We start from the raw sequence: 25,875 nt of genomic DNA, 5'->3' as shown, positions 1-25,875 counted from the left end.
TGCATTCGATCCATCAGATGTGGATGGGATCCCTAACCCATTAAATTGTCAGATTCTATTTGCGAATGATGTCAACAAACCAATTGTTCTGGATGAAATCTTCGAATTGAGAATCATCCTTAAAAATTCTGACCTGAACGCTGTTACAAATCTAGAACCAGATGATTTTTATATCACTGCTGGAGAAATATTATCTATAAGTCAGCCAAATTTAGATGGACACTATTACATAAACGTGAGAATAACTGAGCCAGGCATGCAGTTGTTCCAAGTTTATGTTAGCCGAGTATTGATAAATGACGCTATAGTATTAACAGTCGTTGATAAGTCCATTCCTAATCCATTGTATTGCATGGTCGTTCAGGAGAGTACAAATGTACTTCCTTATGTCCCAGAGCCGTTATCTAATATTTTTGTACTACGAGCCGAAATTAAGAATTCTGAAGGTCAAGCAATTCAAAATTTGACAGCTGATGATTTTGTACTAACAGCAGGTGATGTATTACAAGTTATTGAATATAATCCAGACTATTTCTCCTCTTACTATCTCATAACAGCTAGTTTTGAAAAACCAGGGTGTTATGAATTGCAATTATTCGCTAATAAAACATTAGTTAGAGACCGGATAATAGTTGTTTGTCCGGATTTGAGTCTACCATCGGCAGAGTTAAGTTCTATTATAGATATGCCATATAATTCTGTGATTACAGCTGGTGTACCCTTTGAATTCGAAGTTATTATTGTCAATTCGCTGGGTGTGCCTATTGAAAATCTCCAAGCTAAAGATTTTAAAATCTCGAAAGGCGAAATTTTAGCAGCTAGACCTGTGGAGACTTATGATTCTGGATCTACATTTTTGGGACACTATCGCATAGAAGCGAGATTTAATGAACTTGGTCAATATGAACTTTTCTTCTATGTAGATTATGTTAAATTAAATGAATTTATTTTATTGAACATCATTAGCGCAGAATGAAGTTGGCTTTATAATTGAGAGGGAGTTGGACAAGGTGACAAAAAAGAACATTATCACTTTCAAAACAATTTTCTTAATAATATGCATGGTTCTACCCCTCCAAAGTTGTTCCGCGACTGAAAATAGACTGACTATCAAATCGGAACTCATTGAATATTCACCCTATATGTCCTCAACGCCTGGAATTCCGCTGATTGCGGTCTTTAACCGGGAACTTAGTAATAAAAATTACATTTACCACTGGATCGCAGAAGAGGGTACTTTCCTCAAGTGGCAAAACAGCACCATTGGGATGGGACGCATTGAGGTTCTGGGTAGCGACGTGATGATGAATGAACACAAAATTATCTGGACGGTGGATCCTGATCATGACATTAAGACGGAATCCTTTGAATTACATTTAACAATTGAAGAACTCGACACCGGCAATGTGATGTTTGAGACGAGTCTTGAGATTATTCAAAAGGAGCCGTTGTTTTTTGTGATTAAGAATGAGGATTAGATAAACTTGACTGGAACCGAATATAAAACGTCTGCTGATGGTGGGTTAAGTGACCATCGGCAGACGTTTTTGGTTTTTTGGATTTACTATAATGACCTCTGCCGAACCAACTTATTTTCGCCGCTGCTCATGCCTTCCGTAAAACAGATGATAGAGCACCGCCGCAGCCACAATGACGCCTGACATGCTCAGATACATGACGCGGTAACCGGTCAGCGAGATCAGAGTGCCGAGGAGGTATGGACCGAGGCCGAGGCCCAGCTCCAGGAAAATGAAATACGTGGTCGTGGCAACGGAGATGCGTGCGATTGGAACTCTGCTGATGGAGAGGGTTTGGGCGACGGAATTGAAGTTGCCGTATCCAAGACCTATAATGGCGGCGGCGAGGAGGAGTGTGATTCCATGGCGGGACTGGCTCAGCAGGACCATGCCGGCGAGATAAGCCAGGAGGGTGGGGTAAGCGACCCGGTTGGCGCCTCTCTGGTCCCTTAGACGGCCGGTGAAGGGCCGGGTGAGGATGATGGTGATGGCGTACACGACGAAATAAAAGCTGGCGGCCCAGACGAGGTCCACGGCTTTGGCGTAGAGGGTAATAAAGGACAAGATGCTGGAATAGGAGAAGCCAAGCAACATAATGATTATTGAGATGGGGAGCGCCGTGATTTCAAAGGTGTCGGAGAGTCTGAAGCCTCTTCGGGTTGAACTGGAAGCGGTGTCCGCTGCGGGCGCGCTGAGCCTGAGGGATAAGGTGAAGCTGATGAGGCTGAGGGCGAAGCAGAAGCCAAATATGAAATGGAGGCCGGCTTTTTCCAGCAGAAAGATGCCGAGAAACGGCCCGAGGGCCGTCGAGAGGACGGAGGCCGTGCTGAAGTAACCAATGCCTTCGGCGCGTCTGGCGAAGGGGATCATAAGGGCGACCAGGGTCGCGGAGGCGTTGAGTGTGACTCCTGTAGACATGCCGTGGAAAAAGCGAATGACGAGCAGCAGCGGGATATTAACTGCGAAGAAATAAAGTCCTGAACCCATGGTGAAAAGGGCAAGGCCCATCAGCAAGGTGCGTCTGCTGCCAATTTGTGACATGAGTTTGCTGGTGAAGATCCTGCCGGTCAGGGCGCCTATGATGAAAATGCCCGTGACGAGGCCCGCCATGCTTTCGCTGACATTGAAGTCAGTGGCGGCGTAAGAGGCCATGGTCACCATGAGAAGGTAGAAGACCAGGGCGACCAGAAAAAAGACTATGGAAATGGTGATGAAGTTTCGGGTCCAGAGGGGTTCTCGCGGCATGATGTGCTCCTGAAAATGTCGTATGGAGTTGGCGGCTGGGTTGGATTTAATGGGTTCAAAGGGGCTGGTTCAGGCTTGTTATGGCTTAGAGTCAGTATAGCATATTCAGGGGTGAATGTTGCGTGTAACTGGGTGTCAGACACCCAGTTTCCATGGTGGGTGGAGAGAGCATCGGCGCAAAAAGAGAAGAGAGAAATTGTGAGAGTCGTGCCAGCAATAATTCACGCCTTGGTTTGGTTTATTTGAAATGCTTTGTCGAATATAATCGAAATTTGCACAATTTTGCTTCATTTTTTGATGACTTACAACTTTATTATGTTATGATTAAGGTGGTCTCAGACCACTTTTTTTCTTGCAATAAGAAGGCGCGCAGGGTCTGCGAAGTTCAGCGGCTTTTTCCAGTATTATTTTTGACCTCTATTGTCTCAGCAGCAAATTTAATCGAACTTTGCAGCGATAAAATTTCACACGAGGTGAATTTATGCACTCTAAGCTATCAGGTCAAAAAGGCAGCGCACTGGTCACCGCCATCATGGTGTTCGCGGTGCTGTCCGTCCTGGGCGTGGCCATGCTCAGCATTTCGCTCAGCGAAACGAAATTTGTCAGTCATCAGCACAACAAGGCGCAGGCTTATTACATAGCCCACTCCAGTGTGGATGCCCTCGCAACCTATATCATCAAAAATCCGGGCGGATTGACAGATCAGCAGCTTAATGATTATGTCACCGTTCTCAAGGGCGGGGTCACCGCTTCGGAAAGCGACTTTCTCGGGGGCAGCTACACACTGAGCACCGCTGCGGAGAATACTCACCACCTCAGACTGAGCTCTGTCGGAACTTACAGGAACGTCAGCCAGAAGGTCAGCCTGCTGGTGGAGCAGCGGGGCCTGTTTGACAATGCGATTTACGCCCACCGAAGCCTGACGCTGTGGAGCGGCGCCAAGGTCTATGGCGGCGACGTCCAGTATGGAGAGACCATCTTCATGGGCAACAATACCGAGGTCATTGACGGCATAGTCCGTGAGGGGGAGCTGGAGTATCCGGAAAATGAATTTCCTGACACGCCGCCGGCGGATCCTTTGGTGCCGGATGTGCCCATGATCCCTGGGGATCTGTCAGTGGAGAACAACGATACACTCACCATGACGGAGGAACAGCTGGCTTTGGAATACGACAACATCTCTATTAAGAGCCGCGGGACCCTTGTCATTGATACCGGGTCTGACCCCAATGGCGTCAAAAAACTGGTCGTCAGCAATATGGTGGTCGATGGCACTTTCAGGATCATCGGCAGTGGCCGGCTGCTGCTTTACGTTCGGGACGAGGTGCGGTTCAGAGGGTTCAATGACAATACGCCGGAAAGTCTGATTGTCTATATTGGGGATTACAATGCCACAGACAACCCGAGCGGATCCAAGGGCTATATTGAGCTCAAGACTGGGAATTCGATCTTTAACGGCTATATAATGGGCATCCATGCGGTGATCGACGTCACCGCCAACCTGGTGTATACCGGCGCGATTATTTCCGACACGGTTAAGGTCGCCTCCAACGCGGAGGTTTACTACGACAAGGATAAGGCGGCGCTGATCAATCCGCTGGACATCAGTTTGCCACCTCTGGGCTTTAAGGCCGGCCCATGGTCGGACTAAGGCGAAAGGGGAGGATGGGATGATCAGGGAAATGAATAGAAAGAAAAACAGATTGAAAAACACCCAGGGGTTTACTTTAATAGAGATGATTGTGGCTCTGGCAATCATCGGCATCATGGCAGTTTCGTTTTTGACGGTTTTTTCTTCGACGTATGCCCATATCTTTTCTGCGGGGAGGCGGTCGGATGCCATTTACAGCACGGAAAAAAAGGTGGAAGCGGCCATTGCCAGCGGCACCACCGCCACCACAGACATCTTCAGCCTCGCAATAGGCGGTCGGACCGTGACGGTCAGCGGTGCGCTCGTGACGGAGCAGTCGACTTACGAAAACGGGAAGATCGTGAGTCTCAAGAGCTTTGTCCCTGTGGGCTCCGTGTTTTCGAACACCCATACCAATTCTGCAGGTCTGACCCTTGAGATCTATGCCAATGAGCTGGAGATCATGGTCGGGACTTATTATCAGCTGGAGGCGAATAAGCCGGTTACCTGGACCTCCAGCTTGCCGTCGGTGGCCTCGGTTGATACCACGGGGCGCATCACGGGAAACAGCGTTGGCACCGCGACGATCACAGCGACAAACGGCTCAGATACGAGAACCTGCCTCGTGCGCATTGTAAACAAGGTGACGCTGGCCTATGTCAAAGGCGGGCAGTATGTGCGCTATGGCGGCGTAGATTACATCAAACTGACCGGAGAAAACGGCCGGGTGATGTCTCTGAGCGCGCCTCTGATGGGCCAGTCTTGGAGCTACGACAACGCTATGCCGAGCAAAGGCGAGCTGGAGGGCGGCGTCTGGACAGACGCGCTGCGATCCATGAGCGGCATTGATTACTGGACCAAGACGAAGCGGGATGATGATAAGGAAAGTAAGCCGATTGTCGTTTATATCAAAAGTAACGGCAGCTTCGATGAAGTGAACTCCAAAAATGCTGTCAGAGGACTAAAGCTGGGTACCTCATTGAATCCGGACCTGATGATTACCTCGGGGACGGGGAGCGCGGGATCGCCTTATATTCTGGCGGATCCGACGACTTAGGTCTTGCAGGTGAGGTTCAGCCAAAAATCAGAAGCGGGAAGGAGGCAGCAAGGGATGGACAATAAAAGAAATGGTGCGGGTTTTAGTAATGCAGGTCTGACCCCGCCTGTTGAAAAAAACGATATAGTAGGTCAGCGGCTGCGCCAATTGACCCCGCCTGTCACACCGTCTGTCAAAAACACCGCAGGTCTGACCCTGATTGAGCTGCTGGTGGCCATGGGCATCCTGGGAATCGTCCTGACGGTCTGTTTTTCGTTTTTATTCTTCGGATACCGGTCCTTTGGAACGGGCAGCGCGCAGTTCAACATCCAGTCGGACATTCGGATCGTGATGGAAACCGTCAAGAATGAGGTTCGCTACGCGAGCGAATTTCAGGTGATTCCCGTCAGCGAAGTGCCGTCCACGGTAACGGACGGGTACAAATATATTTACGCTGAGGGCAATGCCCTCAAATTCAAATCCAGTGCCGGCGCCTCAGAGCGGCTGCAGGGGCTGTTGTTTAGCAGCGGTCCGGTGTTTACCCTCAGTGCCAGCGGCGGGAATTTTATACTGACGGTCACCCTCGAGGGCGTGTACAGGGATCAGGATTATGAGACTTCCACGGATGTGCTCATCCAGAATCTTGAAGTCAGTACCGCCGGGAGCGATAACGCGATTCGATATAAATAAAGATAAAAAAATGCTGCCGATGGTGAGTGAAGTGACCATCGGCAGGTTTTTAAGGGTTATTTAATGATATTCATTCTCAATGAACAGATTCCAACACTGTGATTCCGGGTATCAATAGGCCTTCAGAGGAGTTGAGCTGCAGCTGCATTTGGACGCTTTGGCTGCAGGGATCCAGTGGCGTAACCGGCTGATCATTTCAAGTTTGGGGATGAGGTTATGCCAAAATCTATGGAGCGTTTACTGTGGCTGCAGTTGATTGGGATTGCGGCGTTTAATAAGGTGGACTACCTGATGACTCTTGAAGCGCTGGAACGGGGTTTCAAGGAGGCCAATCCGTTTTTGGCGCCCATGGTGGGGACTTTCGAATTTCCGCTGGTGAAGCTGCTTCTCGTGCCGCTTTTGCTGCTGCTCCTGTGGCAGCTGCGTCATAAGATTGGGCGGTCCTTGGTGACGCTGGCCTGGGTGCCGTTCGTGGCGTATTCGTCAGTGGTGCTGTATCACCGGAGTCTGTTGTTTTGATCTTGAGCTGAATGTTATAAGACTGCGGATGCTTTGATCATCGGCAGTCTTTTTGTTTTTGGGGGATTCCTCAGTGTATTGGGTATTTACGGGATGTAATTGGTGAAAGGCAGCAACTGCACGTTTAAAAATCTGCAGCACTAAGAAAGGGATTGTCTCATGAAAAAAAGAAAATTTCTGCTCTTTGCTATGCTGATTGCGAATTTGCTGTTTTTGGTGATGAATTTTTTTCTGCTGAACAGTCAGCGTGTTTATTATGTCGGTCAGATTGTGTCCATTGAGCAGGGCCAAGGGGAGACCATCTTTGAAATTTCTCCCATGGCGAGCGAGCGTTATTTCATTAAGTCTGTCAAAGCGGACCACATTATCAGGTATGATAACAGCAACATTTCCGGGATCAGTGATCCGCTCAAGGAATCGAGAAAATTGAGATTGGGTGAGATGAGCGAGATGGTCAGTGCCTTGAAGGTTGGGGACCCGCTGATTGTCCGGATTGAGGATTATGATCCGGATCAAACCAGTTATGACGTCAGCGAGATTGTGTTTGATTTGACAGTGGAGTGATTTTTGAGAGAGCAAAGCTTCTGATGCCGATGGTCATTTCCAGACCATCGGCATGTTTTTTTGAACCATTGGGACGGACGTAACTTATGAATTGTGTCTGAATTGTAGTGAGTGTCTGGCACCAATTCAAAACCTGTCCGCGTCACTAAATCAATTTTTGTCCGCGTCACCAATTCAAATCCTGTCCGCGTCACCAAACTATACTACCCATATAAAAAATGTGATATGATAGGGATGGCATTAAAACAAACGACAACTCTGTCGAAAAACAAAAATCTCACAAAGCAGGTGATGTCCTTGTCTAATCTTCTTTTAAACAGCACGCGAAAGCTTTTGGAAACTCTGAACGCAGATGCACTCCTGTCTTTTAAGCCTGAAAACCGCCGCTATTTTTCAGGGTTTACCGGCACCAGCGGATACGTTCTAATTCTTCCGAAGACCCAGTGGTTCATCACGGATTTCAGATATACAGAGCAAGCCAAAGCGCAATGCCCTGACTTTGAAGTCCAGCTCCACAATGCAGAGCGGCCCCTTGAAGCCGTTTTGAAGGAAGCTGGCATCCAAAAATTGGCCTTTGAAGATAACTATGTGACTTATCAGTTTTACAAAAATCTGTCAGACAAACTGCCGGAGGTCACCTTGATCCCCGCAGGCGCGGAAATTGAGGCACTGAGGCTTGTAAAAGAAGACTGGGAGATCGAGAAGATCGCGAAAGCAGCCGAGATCGCAGATAAGGCTTTTGAGCACATCACAGGCTACATCCGGCCTGGGGTTTCTGAGCGTGAAGTGGCACTGGAGCTCGAAATTTATATGAAGAAACTGGGTGCCAGCGGCCTGTCCTTTGAGACCATTGCGGCATCGGGGCTGAGATCGGCAATGCCACACGGCGTCGCCTCGGACAAGCTTATAGAGGACGGGGATTTTCTCACGCTGGACTTTGGCTGTGTCTACGAAGGCTACTGCTCAGACATGACCAGAACTGTGGTGGTCGGCAAAGCCTCTGACAAGCAAAAGGAAATCTACAGCACAGTCCTGGAAGCCCAGGAGAAAGCTTTGGATGCAATTCGTGAAGGGATTAACGGCATAAACGTTGACAAAATAGCACGAGATGTAATATCATCTAGGGGATATGGAGAATATTTCGGTCACGGCCTCGGCCACGGGGTGGGACTCGAAATTCACGAAGAACCAAGACTGTCGCCAACCGGCACGAAAACGCTGCTGGAGAACATGGTGGTGACAGATGAGCCGGGAATTTACATTCCTGGCTTCGGCGGTGTCAGAATCGAGGACCTGGTCGTTGTGAAAAAAGACGGCTGCGTGGTCTTGAGTCATTCGCCAAAGCAGTTGATGGAACTTTAATTTTTCAGAAGGGGAAATGTTCATGGTATCAGCAAGTGAATTTAGAAAAGGAATGACCTTCGAGATCAATGGCGAGCCGTTTGTCGTCGTAGATTTCCAGCACGTTAAGCCTGGCAAGGGCGCAGCTTTCGTTCGCACGAAGTACAAGAGTTTGATTACTGGCGCGATCCGCGAGGAGGCGTTCAATCCATCGGAGAAATTCCCGAGAGCGCACATCGAAACGAAAGAGATGCAGTTCCTTTATTCAGACGGCGAGCTGTACTACTTCATGGACAATGAAACCTTCGACCAGATTCCGCTTCACCACGAAGAAGTTGAGGACGCGATCCGCTACCTGCGCGAAAACGACTCTGCTACCCTTAAATTCTACAAGGGCAAATGCTTCCAGGTTGACGCGCCTAACTTCGTCATCCTCACCGTTATTGAAGCAGAACCGGGCGTGAAGGGCGACACCGCTTCCAACGTCACCAAGAAAGTCAAAGTCGAGACTGGCGCTTACATTGACGTTCCGCTATTTGTAGAGGAAGGCGACAAGATCAAGATCGATACGAGATCTGACGAGTACCTCTCAAGAGCGTAACCTATAAACACCGCACCGCGAAAGCGCGTGCAATAGCAACAAAATCAATAAAAGCAACAAAAGCAATTGACGTCCACCACTTATCCATTTCACAGGGAGGTTTATGAGCATGCTGTTTGAAAGAGTGTCATACTTGAAAGGACTCGCGGAAGGCCTCGAAATCGAGAAGAATTCGAAGGAAGGCAAGCTCCTGAAGGAGATCATAAGCGTCCTTGAGGACATCGTCTACGAACTTGACGATATCCAGGAAAACGTCGACGAGATCGACGAGTTTGTCGAAGCGCTGAGCGACGACGTTGCAGACATCGAGGAAGCCCTCGAGGACTATGACGACGAATTCGACTCCTTCGAATGCCCGGACTGCGGCGAAGAAATCCTGATCGCTGAAGAAGAGTTCGACGACAATGGCTGCGCAGAAATTGTCTGCCCAGGCTGCGGCAACGAATTTGTAGTCTGTGATGAAGACGAGTGCGACAGCTGCTGTGGCTGCGGCTACGACGATGACGAAGACGAAGACGACGACACGGAAGAAATCGATGAGGTGGAGAGCGAGTAATTTCGCTTGTTCCATTCCAAAGGATTCACCAAATCGCAAGGAATGTCACAAAAGGGCGTCGAACCCGACGTAAGAAAGCATTTGCAAGATTAAAATCTTGGGGCCGTGGGCTGATGCGCCGCGGCCTTTTTGTTTGTACTTCTTTATGCGTTTTTGGTATAATGAGGACGTATACGATTGGAGGTTTGAACATGACTGAAAACACTCAGCTTGACGAACTTGAATATGGCAATGTCAATATATCGGATGACGTCATAGGCATCATCTCATCCATTGCAGCGGCAGAAATCACCGGCATCAGCGGCCTCAGCGGCAAGATCACCGAGGACCTGGTGGAAATGCTCGGCAAGAAGAATTTTTCCAAAGGGGTTAAAGTCGAGGTCAAAGAGGATAAAGTCGAGATCGACCTCAACCTGATCGTCGACTACGGTGTCAAAATTCCGGATGTCTCCTGGCGAGTTCAGGAAAACGTCAAAACGGCCGTCGAATCCATGACCGGCCTCAAAGTCCTGGCCGTCAACGTTCACGTCAACGGCATCAACCTCAAGAAAAAAGAAGAAGCACCGGCGAAAGCCGAATAAGAAAATACATGAAGCTTGATCACCGGGTAGGCAGCAGCGGATCGGTTCCAACACACTAAAGTCCGCTGTCAGACTGAAGTCGACATACTGCAGGCGTGCAGAACACGTACAAAATTCGCCATAGCTTCCACACGGACCAGCGAAAGGAAGCTTCAGGCGAATTTTTGCCGCCATACTTTGACGTTCCTAATCAGCGGCATCGCCATCATCGTCATCATCGCCGCAGATTCAGCGGCGCCCCAACTCGTGTGACAAAACGGAGGGCTTAATCAGCTTATGAGCAGAAAACTCGCGCGTGAAATCGCCATGAACGTCCTGTATCAAATGGCCATTCATGAGGATTTCGCGTCAAAATCTTTTGAAAACTATATCAACGACAATATGACAGAGTCTGATGATCTCAGGTATGTCCACAGTGTCGTCAATGCTTTTGCCGATAATCGTGAAACCATCGACATCGCCATAGGCAAATACCTCAAGGGATGGACCTTTGACCGCCTCGCGAAGCTCGACGTCTCTATCCTGAGACTCGCCACCACTGAGATCCTCTTTATCGAGGAAGTCAGCACCGCGGTCGCCATCAACGAGGCCGTCAATCTCGCCAAGCGCTTTTCTGACGACGAGACGCCGGGTTTCGTCAACGGTGTCCTGGGAGAAATGGTCCGTCACGAAGATCTGACACCTCATGAGCACTAAACAATTCTTCCTGGGCATTGATACCAGTGCTTACACAACCTCTGTCGCCGTCGTGGACGAGGCGGGGGGGTGTCTGTCTGACGCACGCAGACTGCTGGACGTCAAAGACGGTGAACGTGGGCTGAGGCAATCCGAGGCTTTTTTTCAGCATGTCAATCACTTTCCTGAGCGCCTTGAGCACGCGCTGACAGAGGCCGGACATCCAAAGCTGTCCGCCATAGCCGTCAGTGCCACCCCAAGAGACGTTGAAGGCAGTTATATGCCTGTCTTTCAGGCGGGCGTCCGCCTCGCTGAAAACCTGTCTGTCGCCCTGGGCGTCCCGCTCTATAAGACGACGCATCAGGACGGCCATATTATGGCAGGCTGCCAAACGCACCCGGTATTGTTGGAGCGGCCGTTTCTCGCCGTCCATTTATCCGGCGGGACCACGGAAATCTTAAGCTGCCGTTTTCTGGGCACAGGCTTTCGAGCAGAGCTCATAGGGGGCACAAAAGATCTCAGCTTTGGCCAGCTGATCGACCGGATCGGCGTTCACCTCGGACTGTCTTTTCCTGCTGGAAAACCTATGGAAGCCTTGATTATGGAAGCAGAAGACCAGAACACGCTCAAGCCCTGCACCTTTCCCAAAGTCAAGCCCGCAGCCTGGTTCAATCTCTCCGGCCTTGAAAACAAGTCTTACAGCCTGATCGAAGCTGGAAAACAGCCGGCAGATGTGGCGGCAGGTCTGATCGACTGTCTGGCCAAAACGCTGATTGAGGCCGTTAAAGCGCTTGAAATCAATCCGGATCCCGAACTGACAGCTATTAAAGACATCCTGATCATAGGCGGCGTCGCCTCAAACCTGAGACTCAGAGCCGCACTGGAAATGGGCTTTCGCACACTGCCGCAGCCTCTGACGGCGCGCTATGCCAGTGTCAAAGACTCCAGTGACAATGCCGTTGGCGTCGCGCTGATCGCGAGGGCGTGCTATCAGCAGGGGCAGCGGAAATAGCAGCTCGTTCCAAGGCCAACTTAGTAAACTTCAACAAACCTTTAAACTTTATTTTCCAAGACGGAGGTGGCCATTCCCCTATGAAGCTCAGACCCTTAAAGGTCGCTGAAGTCAACAATTACATCAAGCAGCTCATGAACCGCGATCCCATCCTGCACCACCTGACGGTGGAGGGGGAGATCTCCAACTTTAAAAAACATTCCAGCGGCCACCTTTACTTTACGCTGAAAGACGGCGAAGCCCGCCTCAGCTGCGTGATGTTCCGCTCAGATACGATTCTCAGCCAGATTGACCTCTCAGACGGCATGATGGCAGCCTGCACCGGCAATATTTCCATTTACGAACGCGACGGCCGCTACCAGCTCTACGTCAGATCTGTCGAGCGCCTGGGCGTAGGCGACCTTTACCAGCGCTTCGAGGCTTTAAAAACTGAACTGGCCGCCTTAGGCTATTTTGACCCAAAACATAAGAAGCCCATTCCCGAGCTACCGGAGCGCATCGCCGTGGTCACATCGCCAACCGGTGCTGCCATCCAGGATATTCTCAACGTGGGTTTCAGGCGTTCCCGCCTCCCGGAGGTCATCCTGCTGCCGGCTGCGGTTCAGGGTGAAGGCGCTGCCGCGTCCATTGCGAGAGCCATACGCTACGCCAATGAAAAGAAGTTGGCCGATGTTCTCCTGATCGGCCGAGGCGGCGGTTCCATAGAAGAGCTCTGGGCCTTCAATGAGCGCATCGTAGCGGACGCCATCCATGATTCTGAAATTCCAGTGGTCTCTGCCGTAGGGCATGAGACGGACTTTACCATATCGGATTTTGTGAGCGATCAGCGGGTTCCGACACCATCGGCAGGGGCAGAGCTTTTGTTCCCCAGCGACAAAATGCTGATGAGTGAGCTCGAAGGCAGTCTAAACCGCATGCACGCCAAAATCGCCGCAAGGCTCATGACACTGCGGCACGAAATCGAGCGGCACTCACCCCAGTCTGAACTGAAGCGGCTGCAGGACGGCCTGAATCAGAAACGCATGACCCTGGACTACGAACGGGATCACCTGGACCAGAGCCTTCAGAACCGCCTCAGGCGCGAAAAAACGGCTCTGTCTGAGCTGGGAGCAGCGCTGAACGCGCTGTCGCCGCTGGGTGTCCTGGGACGGGGATACGCCGTCTTGACAGATGCGGCCGGCCATGCCGTAGATGAGGTTTCCAAAGCACAGCCCGGTCAAAAACTGAAGGCCAAACTCCGAGACGGCGTCCTGGACGTCAACGTCGAAGCCATTACAAAGGAGGCTCTCTAGAAGCCATGCCTAAAGCAGCTAAAGCCAACCAAACCCTCGAGGAAAAGCTCGAGACTCTGAGAAAAATTACCGCGACACTGGAAAAAGGTGACCAGCCCCTGGACAAAGCTCTGGCAGAGTTCGAGTCGGGCGTCGCCCTTTACCGTGAGTGCCTCAGCATGATTGAAGACGCTGAGCGCCGCGTCAGGATTCTCACCGGGGAGGAACTGAAGCCCTTTGATCAAACCTCGGAGGTGGAGGAATGACTCAGTTTTTAAAGCAGTTTGAATTGAAAGCAGAGCAGATGGACGCCTACTTGAACGGCTACTTCATCCGCAGTGACAATAAATTTATCGAGAAGATCAACAAGGCCATGCGTTACAGTCTGACGGCTTCCGGCAAGCGGCTGAGGCCGCTGCTCCTCATGGAGTTCTGCAAGCTCTTTGGAGGCACGGAGGAGGATGCCGTGGACTTCGCGGCGTCCATAGAGATGATTCATACTTATTCCCTGATTCACGACGACCTTCCGGCAATGGACAATGACGATCTGCGCCGGGGAAAACCGACGAATCACATTGTCTTTGGTGAGGCAACTGCCATTTTGGCAGGGGACGCGCTTCTGAACTACGCCTACGAGAATATGCTCAGCAAGGCACTTCAGGATCCAGCCAAGATGCAGCGCTACGTTCACGCGGCAAAAGTCATTGCGGAGAAATCCGGGTGCCGTGGAATGATCCTGGGCCAGGTAGCGGATATTATGTGCGAAGGCGAGGCTATAGGCGTCGAAACTCTGGACTACATCAATTTACATAAGACGGGGGATCTGATCAAGGCAGCTATGATGGCGGGCGCCATTATTGGCGGCGCCGGAAAAGAAGCCCTGGGCAAAGTGGAGACCATAGGATTAAATATTGGTATGGCCTTCCAAATCGTGGATGATATCCTCGATATTGAGAGCTCGTCAGCCGCCATGGGCAAACCTCGCGGCAGCGACCTGCGCAATGACAAGACCACCTATCCTATGCTGCTTGGATCTGAGGTGTCGAAGAAAATTGTCAAAGAACGGGTCGATCATGCCATTTCAATCCTGAATGAATTCGAAGGCGACACGGCGTTCCTCGAAGCGCTGTTCAAATATCTGTGTTACAGGGATAAGTAAAGGGGTGAGTCCATGTCCTTTTTTCCAGGCATCGTCAGCAACCGAATGTTCCAGGTGGCTTTTGTCAGCTGGTTTATAGCACAGGCACTGAAGGTCATTTTGACTCTGGTCACCGAACGAAAGCTCAACCTTTACCGGATGATTGGATCAGGCGGTATGCCAAGTTCCCACAGTTCACTGGTTATGGGACTTTCAACGGCCATAGGTCTGCAGCTTGGTTGGGATTCGCCGCTTTATGCCTTGGCGCTGGTCACCAGCCTGGTGGTCATGTATGATGCCAGCGGCGTCCGGCGGGCAGTCGGGATTCAGGCAGCCATTCTCAATCAGATCATTGAAGACGCTTACCAGCACAAGCCCTTCAGCCAGGACAAGCTGAAGGAGCTGATCGGACACACGCCTTATGAAGTCTTTGCCGGTGCCATTCTGGGCATTGTCGTGGCCAATGTGATGATTTAACTGCAATTCGATTAAATAATATGAAATATATGGTATATTTGTAGTGCGTTTTGCAATTAAGTGTTCTATAATTGAGGTAGCTGATTAAGCGCATTGCCGCCTGTAATTTGGCTAACCTGTCTTACACTAATTTGACATTAACTCAACCTCAAGCCAGGATCCCCACGTCCTGGCAAATTCTGTCTTATCTGAAAGGTCGGAAGTCCATGCGACACCTGGATCACATCCAGTCCCCGGCGGACTTGAAAAAGCTCTCCGAGGCGGAACTCAAAGTATTAGCCATAGAAATTCGCCAATTTCTGCTCGAATCCCTGTCGAAAACCGGAGGCCATCTGGCTTCCAACCTTGGCATAGTCGAGCTGACCATAGCACTGCACAAGGTCTTTAACTCCCCGGAGGATAAGATCATTTTTGACGTTGGTCACCAGGGCTACGTCCACAAGCTGCTGACCGGCCGCCAGGACCAGTTTCCAACCCTGCGCCAGCTGGACGGAATGAGCGGCTTTTTAAAGCGCTCAGAATCCGAGCACGACGCCTTTGAGGCCGGCCACAGCAGCACCTCGCTGTCCGCGGCCCTCGGTTTCGCCAAAGCGCGTTCCCTGAAAGGCACAAAAGAGAACGTCATAGCGGTGATCGGCGACGGCGCCCTCACCGGCGGCATGGCCTTCGAAGCCCTGAACCATATCGGCCACGACCGTGAAAAGGTCATCATCATTCTCAATGACAACGAAATGTCGATCTCCGAAAACGTCGGTGGTCTGTCAAAATATCTGGATCGGATTCGTACCAGCAACAATTACTACTGGCTGAAAGGCGAGACCGAGTCCATCCTGGGGAAAGTCCCGGGCGTCGGCGACGCTATGGCCCGAGGCCTCAAGCGACTTAAAGGCTCTGTCAAATATTTCTTTGTGCCTGGTATGTTGTTTGAAGATCTTGGCATCACCTATATTGGACCGGTGGACGGCCACGATCTGGGCGCTCTGACACAATCCCTGAATCGCGCCAAGGAAGCCCATGACGGCCCTATCCTGATCCATGTCCTGACAAAAAAGGGAAAGGGCTTTCTGCCTGCCGAGCTGGATCCGGACAAATATCACGGCGTGGGCAAGTTTTCACTTTCCAAAGGGGTCTCTGAGCTTCCTGCGGTCAAAACTTTGTCGCAAACCTTTGGGGATACATTGACGACCCTTGCGGCCGAGGATCAGCGCATCGTTGCCCTCACAGCCGCCATGTGTGACGGCACCGGCCTCGAAAACTTCAGAGCTTGTCATCCTAAACGGTTTTTTGACGTAGGCATAGCAGAACAGCATGCCGTAACGCTGTCTGCGTCACTCGCTGCCGCCGGCATGAAACCGGTGTTCGCGGTCTATTCCACCTTCCTGCAGCGTGCCTATGACCAGGTCCTCCACGACGTGTGCATCCAGATTGCCAACGTGACCCTGGCTGTGGACCGCGCCGGTCTGGTCGGCCAGGACGGCGAAACCCACCATGGGATGTTCGATCTGTCCTTCCTGCAGCATCTTCCCAACATGGCTATTTATTCCCCTAAAGACGCGGACGAACTGGAAGCGACACTGACCTTTGTCATGAAGCGCGAATCCGGCCCGGTCACTGTCCGTTATCCGAGGGGCGCCGCGTCCACCCTGCTTCCTTTCAAAGGCAGCGTGGACGAGCCTTATATCGAGCGCATGGAAGGCGACGACTTTGCCCTGATCGCTGTAGGCAACGTCTTTTCCAATGCCCTGGAGGCCTTCGAAGCCCTCACCGAACAGGGCTATCGCGGCAGACTCATCAACCCAAGACGCTTAAAACCTCTGCCGATGGTGGGCTTAACCCAATGCATCGGAGAAGCGCGGGCTATCTTCACGCTGGAAGACAATGTCCTGACCGGCGGATTCGGAGAACGGATTACGCTGGCGCTGGACTCAAGTTATTATAACGTCACCAACTTTGCAGTACCTGACACCTTCGTGGGTCATGGTTCCATACCTCAGCTGCATGAACAGCTGGGTCTGTCCGGCAAAAGAGTCGCTGCCCGCATCAGTGAAGCTTTGGTCAAGGCAAAGGGAAAGGCTCAGAGGATGGATCCTGGAACCACTGGTAAAACCTCACCAGACACGGCACAGGCGAACGGGGTGGACTATGAGTAAAGCGAGACTGGATGTTCGGCTCGTTGAAGACGGGTTTTTCGAGTCCAGAGAGAAAGCCAAGGGCGCTATTATGGCTGGGATCATTCTGGTGGATGGTCAAGTCGTGGACAAGGCGGGAACCCTGATCAAAGAGACCTCTGTTGTCGAAATGAAGGGTGCTGCACTGAAGTATGTGAGCCGTGGCGGTTTAAAACTTGAAAAAGCCATCGAAGCTTATGACCTGGATCTGACCGGTAAACGGTGCATGGATATAGGCGCCTCTACAGGCGGGTTCACAGACTGCATGCTGCAAAACGGCGCGTCACTGGTCTACGCCGTGGATGTCGGGTATGGCCAGCTGGACTGGAAGCTCCGCAGTGACGAACGGGTTGTGAACATGGAGCGGACCAACGCTCGGCATTTGACCCTTGACAGTGTCGGGGGAGAACCAGTGGATTTCATTTCTATTGATGTAGCCTTTATTTCTTTGAAACTGATTTTTCCCGTGATGAAGGCATTGTTGGCTGACCAGGGTGAGACCGTGTACCTGATCAAACCTCAGTTTGAAGCCGGACGGGAATCTGTGGGCAAGCACGGAGTAGTGCGAGATCCTGAGATTCACAAGCAGGTGCTTCTCAGTGTAATAAATGAAGCCGAAAAAATGGGTCTTTATACGGTCAAACTCACTTACTCGCCTATTAAGGGACCAAAGGGAAATGTTGAGTTTTTATGCTATGCGACCCGCGACGAAGCAAGAGAAGACCGCCTGATTGTTGATGATGCTTATGTTTCAAATCTAGTGGCTGAAACCCATCAGATTCTCGGTTAAAAATAATTACAAAAAAATTAAAAAATAATTTATGCAAAAGAAGGAAATTTATACGTTCATAGCGAATATCCAATTGCATCCTGAAACCGATGAAGACAAACCATAGGGGGACTTGAATTGAAATATTCAAGACATGCTAAAATTCTGGAATTGATCGAAAATAACGAAATTGAAACCCAGGAGGATCTCGCCAACAGTCTGAGACAATCCGGCTTTAATGTCACACAGGCTACAGTATCCAGGGATATCAAGGAGCTGCGGCTGATCAAAGTGCTGACCCGCGAGGGCAAGTACAAATATGCTACAATCAAGCAGCAGGAGAGTGTCGTGACAGATCGTTTTATGAAGCTGTTCAAGGATTCTGTCCTTTCTATTGACCATGCCGGCAATATGATTATCATCAAAACGCTGATTGGCGCTGCCAATGCCGCAGCCGCTGCCATAGACGCGGTGGATCTCAAGGAAGTCGCAGGTACCATAGCTGGGGATGACACGATCTTCCTCGTCATCAGAGATGGCTATGAAATGGATGAAGCTCTGGAAGTTTTTAGAAATATGACAAAGTAGAGGTTTTCAGATGCTGAAACAGCTCTATCTGGAAAATTTTTTGATCATAGAACAAGCCTCCGTCAGTTTTGGCGAAGGCTTAAATGTCATTACAGGCGAAACGGGTTCCGGCAAGTCCATGATTTTTGAAGCGATTGGACTTTTGCTTGGGGGGAAGGGCGGACGAGACTTTCTCAGAACCGGTGCGGACAGGCTCCTTCTGGAAGGTGTTTTTGAGGTGCGCTCTGAGGGCTTTGCTGAGCAGATCAAGTCCCTTGGCTATAGCCTTGAGGAAGGCGATCTCTTCCTTTCCAGAGAAATCACGGATTCCGGAAAGTCGGTCTACAGACTTGGCGCGCGCATGGTACCCGCTGCTGTAGTCAGAGAACTGGCTGCCGGTCTGGTGGATATTTCCGGCCAGCACGAGCATCAAATGCTGCTGACGCCTTCCAACTATCTTGGACTCATTGATGAGTTCGGTCATAAAGAGTTAAGCGGGCCATTAGGCGAGGTGGCTGCCGCAGCCAAAGCTGTGTTTGCCCTCGAGGAAAGCCTTGAAAAGTTTACCATGGATCCATCCGAAGTGGCTCGCCGTATGGATTTTCTCCAGTTTCAGCTGGATGAACTGGATGAGGCCGCGTTGAAAGACGGTGAGGAAGAAGCGCTCGAAGAGACCTACAGCGCCCTTAAGCATTTTGAGCGCATTGCGGCATTGGTTTCCCAGATTGAAACAGATGCTTTATCCGAAGACGGCTATTTGAGTCAGATTTCAAGGACGCGCCGTCAGCTTTCCGAGCTTTCCCAGCTGCAGCACCGCTGGGGTGCCTTGGCGGATCAGCTGGAGGAAGGGTATCTGACTTTGGAAAGTGCCATTCACGACCTCGTGGGCAGCTTTGATGCCTCGGATCAGCCGGATGAACATGAAATCGCAAAGATTGAAGCTCGGATGGCGTTGATCTTCGACCTCAGACGCAAATACGGCGGCACGATTCCTGAGATTCTGTCACAGTATCAGTCTATGAAAAGAGAGCTTGAGTCACTGGCCAGCTATACAGAAGAGAAAGAAGAGATCACTAGACACCTTGAGAGGGCGCTGGCAGCTTACCATCGGCAGGACAAAGCACTTACAGATGCCCGTCAGGAGGTTGCCAGCCGTTTTGCCGGTGTCCTTCATAAGGAACTCACCAGCCTGGGCTTTGAAGGCCTGAAGCAGGTGCTCACTGTGGTCGCGGGGACTTCCGTTAAGCTGGAGGGCAGCGCTCACATTCAGTGGCTGATCTCCACCAATCCCGGGGAGCCTATGAAGGAGCTCAGAAAAATTGTTTCCGGCGGCGAGCTGTCCCGCATCATGCTGGCGGTGAAGCTCATCAATCGCCGTGCCCGGTATGCCAGTACTCAGATTTTTGACGAAATCGACTCCGGCATCAGCGGCAGAACGGCGTCCCGTGTGGCAGAAAAGCTGGTTCAGATCGCGGGAGACAACCAGGTCATCCTGGTAACGCATTTGCCTCAAATTGCCTCTAAGGGCAGCTGCCATCTGGTCATTGAAAAAAGAGTAGATCAGGATCGTACCTATACAGAAGTCCACAGCGCCTCTGGCGATCGCCGCGTGGAAGAAATCGCGCGCATGATTGGCGGCGGCGAGATCAACGAGACCGCACTTGAACACGCAAGATCCTTGCTGACAGAAACTTAAAGGAGACCTGGCGTATGACAGAAAAAGTTAAAGTCCTCTTGGTGGACGACAATCAAAATTTCATAGAGCTTCTAAGGGACAGGATTGAATTCAGTGATACGTTTGAGGTAATTGGTGAAGCCAATAATGGCGAGAAAGCCCTCGAACTGATGCTCTCCATGCGGCCTGACCTCATCATCCTGGATATGATCATGCCAATGCTGGATGGTCTGGGCGTTCTGGAACGGTTTAACCAGTCCGGGGTCAAAGATTATCATCCCAAGATTATCATTCTTTCTGCCATAGGTCAGGATTCACTGACCAGTCAGGCCATTGGCCTTGGTGCCAAGTATTACATGGTCAAGCCCATTGATTTTGACCTGCTCATTGAACGTCTGGAGCAAATCCTCCAGGAAGAGTCAAAAACCCTCTCAGTTCCGCCAGCGGCGTCGCCTGGAGATGATTTCGCTGTCCAGCGCACCATTACCGAGGTCCTGCAAATGCTGGGGGTGCCGCCTCACATCAAAGGGTTTGTCTATCTTCGCGACGCAGTAGCCATGGTCTATGAGGACGAGAGCCATCTCATGAGAATTACAAAAACCCTGTACCCGGGCATTGCGGAGCGGCATGATTCTACCTCACAAAGGGTGGAACGCTCGATTCGAAACGCGGTTGAACTGACTTTCCAGCGAGGTTCGAAAGAGATTTTTGCCAATTTCTTCAATTTGAACCTCCCAATCAGCGAAGGCAGGATCACCAATGGCGAGTTTATTGCCTACATTGCCCATCACGTCCGTAACGAGGTCAAACAGGAGTCCGGCAGTTAAGGGGCAACCTGCTGCTTGAATCTGATCATATAAGGTCAATTATCTTCAATTGTCCCGTCAATTAGCGCCTGGGCTCTTGAACTCTAGGGCTTAGAGGGCTATACTGTTAGGGTATGGTGAAACGTTTTATCAAGGTTTGTTTAGTTTCTAAATTTTAGATTTTGTGCATCCCATAGATAGGTTCTGAAGAAGAACCAAGGCATCAACCCCTTCAAACATCCAGTAAATGCAGTCTTATAGTTTCATTATTTGCATCAGGACAGCTTAGGGCTGTCCAACACAGCAATAGCTTTTAAGTCATACACTATGTCGCTTTATCCAATTCGTCGCCGTCAGCGACAAGTCTGAGGGGTAGCTATGAAAAAACATGTTCAACACTTTATCCATCATATTGAAAATGAACGGCAACTTTCCCGCAATACTCTGGAAGCCTACACCCGTGACCTCAGGGATATGGTGGACTATCTTGAGACTAAAGGGGTAAGTGAAATTTCTGAGGTCAAAACCCACGACATGCAGACTTTTATTCAGCATCTGGATCAGATGGGGAAGTCCGCAGCAACACAGTCTCGGGTTTTGGCGACACTGCGCACTTTCTTTGATTACCTTCAGGACCAGAAGATTGTGGAACACAATCAGGCGAAAAAACTGAAGCGTCCCAAGTTTGAAAAGAAGCTCCCTGAAATCATGACGGTAGATGAAGTCGAACGACTGCTGGCAGAACCGTCGGATCACTCTCCTATAGGCCTCAGAGACAAGGCCATGCTCGAGGTTTTGTATTCGACTGGTCTCAGAGTGTCTGAGCTCGTGTCCCTGAATATTGAGGACATCAATCTCAGCCTGGGTTACATACGCTGCAGCACCGGGAATTCAGTTCGGGTAGTTCCTATTGGGAAATCCTCCATTGAAGCCCTTGAGCATTATTTGAAAGTCGGCCGCGAAAAAATTTGCCGCCGGGGTGTGGTTTGTGACGAATCCGCTTTCGTCAACAACGCCGGACAGCGTCTGACCCGTCAGGGCTTTTGGAAGCTGATCAAGAAGTACACTGAGCAGGCAGGCATCAAAAAGACCATCACGCCGCATACGCTGAGACACTCCTTTGCTGTCCACATGATTGAAAGCGGCGTCGAACTTAAGGAAGTCAAGGAAATGCTGGGCCATTCGGATTTGACGACGACACATTTATACACCGCCGTCAAGCAGGATATGGCGAACAGCGCGAAGAAGAATTCTAGGAAGTCGTAGAATAAGAATAGGTAAGGCCCGCGCAGTGTGCGGGCCTTTTTAAATGGGGTAGGTTTGTTGGCCCTGGAGGGAAGGAGAAGCTGCGGCCATCGTGCCTGTCAATGCCCGTTTTCGCCTTGAAATATGACCATCGGCCGGCATTTTTTTGCAGTTTTACGTCTTCATTTGAAGTTTAATGGGTATGATTACTAGTGTGCTATAGGATGTCTAGTTTTAGTGTTACACGACACTAAGTATTTAGATTCTCAAAAAGAGGTGATTCTTTAAGATGACTAATTCTGCGAAGTTTAATAAGCCTGTCCCGCCGGGCCCCATCCGAAGGGTGATTTTATTTGTGCTGGACAGCGTCGGCATAGGCGAACTGCCGGATGCAGCTGAGTTTGGCGACAGCGGCGCGAATACCCTGAAGAGTATTCTGAGTTCAGGCTCTGACGTGAACCTGCCTAACTTAATCCAGCTGGGTCTGGGACATATTGAGGGCATTGATTACGTTCCCAGGACGGAAGCACCGCGCGGCGCTTATGGCCGCATGAGCGAGATTTCAAACGGCAAGGATACCACAACTGGGCATTGGGAAATTGCCGGCTTAAAGATTTCAGAGCCCTTCCAGACTTATCCCGGTGGTTTCCCGACCCACATCATCGACGCTTTCGAAGCTCAGACGGGACGCAAAGCGCTTTGCAATAAGCCTGCATCCGGCACCGAAGTCATAGAGGCTTTTGGAAAGGTACACATGGAAACCGGCAATCCCATTGTCTATACCTCCGCGGACAGCGTCTTTCAGATCGCCGCTCACGAAGAAGTCGTAGGTCTTGACGAGCTCTACCGCATGTGTGAAATCGCAAGGGAAATTTTACGGGGCAAGGACCAGGTGGCGCGGGTCATTGCACGGCCATTTATTGGGACACCCGGCGCCTTCACCAGAACCTCCAACCGCAGGGATTACTCCATCAACCCTTTTGAACCTACGGTGTTGGACAAGGCCAAAGAAGCGAATTATGACGTTCAGGCGGTGGGCAAAATCTATGACATTTTTAACGGCCAGGGCATCACAGAGGAGGTTCACACCAAGGATAATATGGACGGGGTGGACAAAACGCTGGACTTCTTGAAAACAGATTCGACCGGAATCCTCTTCACAAATCTGGTGGATTTTGATGCGAAGTATGGTCACCGAAGAGATGCGCAGGGTTACCGGCTGGCCATGGAGGCATTTGATCAACGGCTGCCCGAGCTATTAGGCGCCATGAGAGAGGACGATCTCTTAATCCTGATAGCCGACCATGGCAATGATCCGGGCTACAAGGGCTCAGATCACACCAGGGAATATGTGCCGCTCCTCGTGGTAGGGCATTATGTCAAAGAAGGGGTGTCCCTAGGGACACGAGACACTTTTGCCGACATTGCGCAGACCACCGCTGAACTTCTGGGTCTGACCCCAATGGATCACGGGCGAAGCTTCGCCGGAGAGATTTTGAAGAATTAAAGAGAAGTGAAGTGATGCAGGTGAGGACTTTTGGGTGACCATCGGCTAAAAAATGTTTTTGAACTTTTTAAGGGGGATTTTTTGTGAAACTGACGTACGACGTGATGACCGCTGCGGCGGAGGCGCTGAGGGCCAAGATCAGCAAGGCACCAGAAGTCGGCTTGATTCTGGGCAGCGGACTTGGGGGACTGGCGGACGAGATTTTGAACCCGGTCTGCGTCCCTTACGACACGCTGGAGGGCTTCCCCGTTTCGACGGTGGAGGGCCATGCCGGGCGGTTCGTGATTGGGGAATTCGAAGGGCGCAGCGTCATTGCCATGCAGGGGCGGTTCCATTATTATGAGGGCTATGACGTCGGGCTCGTGGCCATGCCGGTTTACGTCATGAAGCTGCTGGGGGTGACGCATCTGCTTCTGACGAATGCGGCAGGTGGGGTCAACACAGGGTTTGAGCCGGGGGACTTGATGCTGATTGAAGACCACCTGAACTTGTCCGGCCACAATCCGCTGATTGGACCGAATGATGAACGGTTTGGGCCGAGGTTCCCGGATGCCTCAGAGGTTTATGACAGAGCGCTCAATTTAGAGATCCGAAGGCTGGCCAAAGAGATGGGCATCAGACTCCAGCGCGGCGTCTACGCCATGTCACCCGGGCCGTCCTACGAGACGCCTGCTGAAGTGCGCATGGCCCGGATTATAGGCGCGGACGCGGTGGGGATGTCCACGGTGCCGGAGGCGTTGGTGGCCAATCACTGCGGTATAAAAACGGTAGGAATTTCCTGTATTACCAATATGGCTGCCGGTATTCTGGATCAGCCGCTGCATCACGGCGAAGTGGTGGAGACCGCGGAGCGTGTGAAAGCCACGTTTACAGCGCTGGTTAAGGCTGTGGTGCCAATACTGAAGTGAGCGACGAAGGAGGGGTAACCATGCGCATGTATGACATCATTCACAAAAAGCGCGACGGCGGGACGCTGACCAGGGAGGAAATCCGTTATTTCGTCGAGGGCTACACCAACGGCCAAATCCCGGATTATCAGGTTTCGGCGCTCCTGATGGCCATCTTTCTCAATAAAATGGATCGCCGTGAAACGGTGGACCTCACCGAGGCCGTCATGCATTCGGGCGATACGGTGGATCTCTCCAGCATTGCCGGCATAAAGGTGGATAAGCATTCCACCGGCGGGGTCGGGGACAAGACCACGATTCTCCTTGGGCCGATGGTCGCGGCTTGCGGCGTACCGGTTGCCAAAATGTCCGGCCGCGGGCTCGGACATACCGGGGGCACGCTGGATAAGCTGGAATCCATCTCCGGCTTAATGGTTGAGGTATCTTCGGATGACTTTATCCGACAGGTCAACGAGGTAGGGCTGGCAGTTATTGGCCAATCGAAGAATATTGCGCCGGCGGATAAGAAGCTCTATGGGCTGCGGGATGTCACCGCGACGGTGGACAACGTCAGCCTGATTGCGGCCAGTGTCATGAGCAAGAAGCTGGCGGCGGGCAGTGACGCCATTGTCTTGGACGTCAAAGTGGGCAGCGGCGCCTTCGTCAAAACCGTGGACGGCGCTATTGAGCTGGGTCAGATTATGGTGGATATTGGCGATGGCATGGGCAGGGAAGTTATTGCCGTTGTCACCGGGATGGATCAGCCGCTGGGCTACGCGATAGGCAATGCCTTGGAAGTCAAGGAGGCCATTGCGACGCTGAGGGGAGAGGGGCCGCAGGATTTGCGTGAGCTTTGCCTCAGACTCGGTGGGATGATGGTCTACCTAGGCGGTAAAGCCAAGTCGCCGGAGGAGGGCTCAGAACTCGTTCTGGATGCCCTGCGCAGCGGTGCGGCCTTCGAGAAGCTGAAGGCCTTTGTGGCTGCCCAGCACGGCGAGGTGTCACAGATTGACGCGCCGGAGCTGCTCCCGGGGGCTCGAATCATTGAGCCGGTCTTGTCTGTGCGCGGGGGACACGTTTTTCATATCCAATCTGATGAGGTGGGCATCAGCGCCACAATTTTGGGTGCGGGGCGCGAAACCCTGGACAGCGTTATTGACCACGGCGCCGGCATAGTGCTGGTCAAAAAGGTTGGGGACGCGGTGAAACAGGGGGAGGTCCTGGCGTATCTCCACACCAACAGCGACACGCGGCTGGAGGAAGCACGTGAACGACTTCTGGGGGCTTATCAGATCCAGGAGGAGGATGTGCCTGTGCCGAAGCTGATTCACGCTGTGGTGAGCAAGGATGGGATAGTGAGGTATTGAGCGCCGTATTGTGTGTGGTATTGAGCGCGGT

27 protein-coding genes and 1 riboswitch are annotated in these 25,875 nt (G+C 51.2%); of the genes, 26 read left to right on the top strand and 1 reads right to left on the bottom strand.

The genetic code is table 11. The annotated features are described in order from the left end of the window. The first annotated feature begins 106 nt into the window (after positions 1–106). A complete protein-coding gene (locus tag AC4PHM_RS04040) occupies positions 107–976 on the top strand; it encodes a hypothetical protein (protein WP_492019620.1) in 870 nt (289 codons plus the stop codon). Between the two features lie 34 nt (positions 977–1,010). Next, positions 1,011–1,478, top strand: coding sequence for a hypothetical protein (locus AC4PHM_RS04035; RefSeq protein ID WP_492019619.1), 468 nt, complete (start codon positions 1,011–1,013; stop codon positions 1,476–1,478). A 111-nt stretch (positions 1,479–1,589) separates the two neighbouring features. Here the strand turns inward: AC4PHM_RS04035 and AC4PHM_RS04030 are convergent, their stop codons facing one another. After that, positions 1,590–2,762: an MFS transporter gene (locus tag AC4PHM_RS04030; protein ID WP_492019618.1), complete on the bottom strand. Its 1,173-nt coding sequence runs from the start codon at positions 2,760–2,762 to the stop codon at positions 1,590–1,592. 481 nt (positions 2,763–3,243) lie between these two features. Here AC4PHM_RS04030 and AC4PHM_RS04025 point away from each other — a divergent pair, with 481 nt between their 5' ends. The 24 genes from AC4PHM_RS04025 to AC4PHM_RS03910 all read left to right on the top strand — a co-directional run bounded on the left by AC4PHM_RS04025 (position 3,244) and on the right by AC4PHM_RS03910 (position 25,844). Beyond that, complete coding sequence (locus AC4PHM_RS04025; RefSeq protein WP_492019617.1) at positions 3,244–4,413, top strand: PilX N-terminal domain-containing pilus assembly protein; 1,170 nt, start codon at positions 3,244–3,246, stop codon at positions 4,411–4,413. A gap of 19 nt (positions 4,414–4,432) precedes the next feature. After that, positions 4,433–5,449, top strand: coding sequence for an Ig-like domain-containing protein (locus tag AC4PHM_RS04020; RefSeq protein WP_492019616.1), 1,017 nt, complete (start codon positions 4,433–4,435; stop codon positions 5,447–5,449). Positions 5,450–5,503: 54 nt separating this feature from the next. Beyond that, positions 5,504–6,118, top strand: coding sequence for a PilW family protein (locus AC4PHM_RS04015; protein WP_492019615.1), 615 nt, complete (start codon positions 5,504–5,506; stop codon positions 6,116–6,118). 115 nt (positions 6,119–6,233) lie between these two features. Beyond that, positions 6,234–6,316: riboswitch (cyclic di-GMP riboswitch) on the top strand. A gap of 18 nt (positions 6,317–6,334) precedes the next feature. Beyond that, complete coding sequence (locus AC4PHM_RS04010) at positions 6,335–6,637, top strand: DUF5658 family protein (protein WP_492019614.1); 303 nt, start codon at positions 6,335–6,337, stop codon at positions 6,635–6,637. A gap of 159 nt (positions 6,638–6,796) precedes the next feature. After that, the gene (locus AC4PHM_RS04005; protein WP_291405498.1) at positions 6,797–7,201 is read left to right on the top strand and encodes a hypothetical protein; all 405 of its coding nucleotides are present in this window, start codon (positions 6,797–6,799) and stop codon (positions 7,199–7,201) included. 297 nt (positions 7,202–7,498) lie between these two features. Continuing rightward, positions 7,499–8,563 (top strand): aminopeptidase P family protein, encoded by a 1,065-nt coding sequence (locus tag AC4PHM_RS04000; RefSeq protein ID WP_492019612.1) that lies wholly within the window; start codon positions 7,499–7,501, stop codon positions 8,561–8,563. A 22-nt stretch (positions 8,564–8,585) separates the two neighbouring features. Further along, the gene (gene efp / locus AC4PHM_RS03995) at positions 8,586–9,143 is read left to right on the top strand and encodes an elongation factor P (RefSeq protein WP_492019611.1); all 558 of its coding nucleotides are present in this window, start codon (positions 8,586–8,588) and stop codon (positions 9,141–9,143) included. A gap of 109 nt (positions 9,144–9,252) precedes the next feature. Beyond that, positions 9,253–9,699 (top strand): CD1247 N-terminal domain-containing protein, encoded by a 447-nt coding sequence (locus AC4PHM_RS03990; RefSeq protein WP_492019610.1) that lies wholly within the window; start codon positions 9,253–9,255, stop codon positions 9,697–9,699. Between the two features lie 191 nt (positions 9,700–9,890). Then, positions 9,891–10,280 (top strand): Asp23/Gls24 family envelope stress response protein, encoded by a 390-nt coding sequence (locus AC4PHM_RS03985; protein WP_492019609.1) that lies wholly within the window; start codon positions 9,891–9,893, stop codon positions 10,278–10,280. A 276-nt stretch (positions 10,281–10,556) separates the two neighbouring features. Then, a complete protein-coding gene (gene nusB / locus AC4PHM_RS03980; RefSeq protein WP_492019608.1) occupies positions 10,557–10,976 on the top strand; it encodes a transcription antitermination factor NusB in 420 nt (139 codons plus the stop codon). Continuing rightward, positions 10,966–11,967, top strand: a complete 1,002-nt coding sequence (locus AC4PHM_RS03975; RefSeq protein WP_492019607.1) for a tRNA (adenosine(37)-N6)-threonylcarbamoyltransferase complex transferase subunit TsaD — start codon at positions 10,966–10,968, stop codon at positions 11,965–11,967. Before nusB ends, AC4PHM_RS03975 begins: the two co-directional genes overlap by 11 nt. Positions 11,968–12,047: 80 nt before the next feature. Beyond that, positions 12,048–13,259 (top strand): exodeoxyribonuclease VII large subunit, encoded by a 1,212-nt coding sequence (gene xseA, locus AC4PHM_RS03970; RefSeq protein ID WP_492019606.1) that lies wholly within the window; start codon positions 12,048–12,050, stop codon positions 13,257–13,259. A gap of 5 nt (positions 13,260–13,264) precedes the next feature. Further along, on the top strand, positions 13,265–13,504 hold the full coding sequence (gene xseB / locus AC4PHM_RS03965) for an exodeoxyribonuclease VII small subunit (protein WP_492019605.1): 240 nt from the start codon (positions 13,265–13,267) through the stop codon (positions 13,502–13,504). Further along, positions 13,501–14,397 carry a polyprenyl synthetase family protein gene (locus AC4PHM_RS03960; RefSeq protein WP_492019603.1) on the top strand — a complete coding sequence of 299 codons (897 nt, stop codon included), beginning with the start codon at positions 13,501–13,503 and terminating at the stop codon, positions 14,395–14,397. Before xseB ends, AC4PHM_RS03960 begins: the two co-directional genes overlap by 4 nt. Before the next feature lie 12 nt (positions 14,398–14,409). Further along, on the top strand, positions 14,410–14,853 hold the full coding sequence (locus AC4PHM_RS03955) for a divergent PAP2 family protein (RefSeq protein WP_492019601.1): 444 nt from the start codon (positions 14,410–14,412) through the stop codon (positions 14,851–14,853). Positions 14,854–15,059: 206 nt separating this feature from the next. Beyond that, positions 15,060–17,003, top strand: coding sequence for a 1-deoxy-D-xylulose-5-phosphate synthase (gene dxs / locus AC4PHM_RS03950; RefSeq protein WP_492019600.1), 1,944 nt, complete (start codon positions 15,060–15,062; stop codon positions 17,001–17,003). Next, positions 16,996–17,811 carry a TlyA family RNA methyltransferase gene (locus tag AC4PHM_RS03945; RefSeq protein ID WP_492019599.1) on the top strand — a complete coding sequence of 272 codons (816 nt, stop codon included), beginning with the start codon at positions 16,996–16,998 and terminating at the stop codon, positions 17,809–17,811. Before dxs ends, AC4PHM_RS03945 begins: the two co-directional genes overlap by 8 nt. Positions 17,812–17,928: 117 nt before the next feature. Beyond that, positions 17,929–18,378, top strand: a complete 450-nt coding sequence (locus AC4PHM_RS03940) for an arginine repressor (protein WP_492019598.1) — start codon at positions 17,929–17,931, stop codon at positions 18,376–18,378. A gap of 10 nt (positions 18,379–18,388) precedes the next feature. Continuing rightward, a complete protein-coding gene (gene recN / locus AC4PHM_RS03935; RefSeq protein WP_492019597.1) occupies positions 18,389–20,053 on the top strand; it encodes a DNA repair protein RecN in 1,665 nt (554 codons plus the stop codon). 14 nt (positions 20,054–20,067) lie between these two features. Beyond that, the gene (spo0A, locus tag AC4PHM_RS03930) at positions 20,068–20,859 is read left to right on the top strand and encodes a sporulation transcription factor Spo0A (protein ID WP_492019596.1); all 792 of its coding nucleotides are present in this window, start codon (positions 20,068–20,070) and stop codon (positions 20,857–20,859) included. Positions 20,860–21,216: 357 nt separating this feature from the next. After that, a complete protein-coding gene (xerA, locus tag AC4PHM_RS03925; protein WP_492019594.1) occupies positions 21,217–22,104 on the top strand; it encodes a site-specific tyrosine recombinase/integron integrase in 888 nt (295 codons plus the stop codon). Between the two features lie 268 nt (positions 22,105–22,372). After that, positions 22,373–23,590 (top strand): phosphopentomutase, encoded by a 1,218-nt coding sequence (locus AC4PHM_RS03920; protein WP_492019593.1) that lies wholly within the window; start codon positions 22,373–22,375, stop codon positions 23,588–23,590. Between the two features lie 83 nt (positions 23,591–23,673). Next, complete coding sequence (locus AC4PHM_RS03915) at positions 23,674–24,498, top strand: purine-nucleoside phosphorylase (RefSeq protein ID WP_492019591.1); 825 nt, start codon at positions 23,674–23,676, stop codon at positions 24,496–24,498. 20 nt (positions 24,499–24,518) lie between these two features. Continuing rightward, positions 24,519–25,844, top strand: coding sequence for a pyrimidine-nucleoside phosphorylase (locus AC4PHM_RS03910; protein ID WP_492019589.1), 1,326 nt, complete (start codon positions 24,519–24,521; stop codon positions 25,842–25,844). Positions 25,845–25,875 lie beyond the last annotated feature (31 nt).

It is taken from the genome of Acidaminobacter sp. QWL-03 (assembly GCF_058683855.1).
Note: the sequence above shows the minus strand (reverse complement) of the source record. Positions and strands in the feature narration are given on the sequence as shown.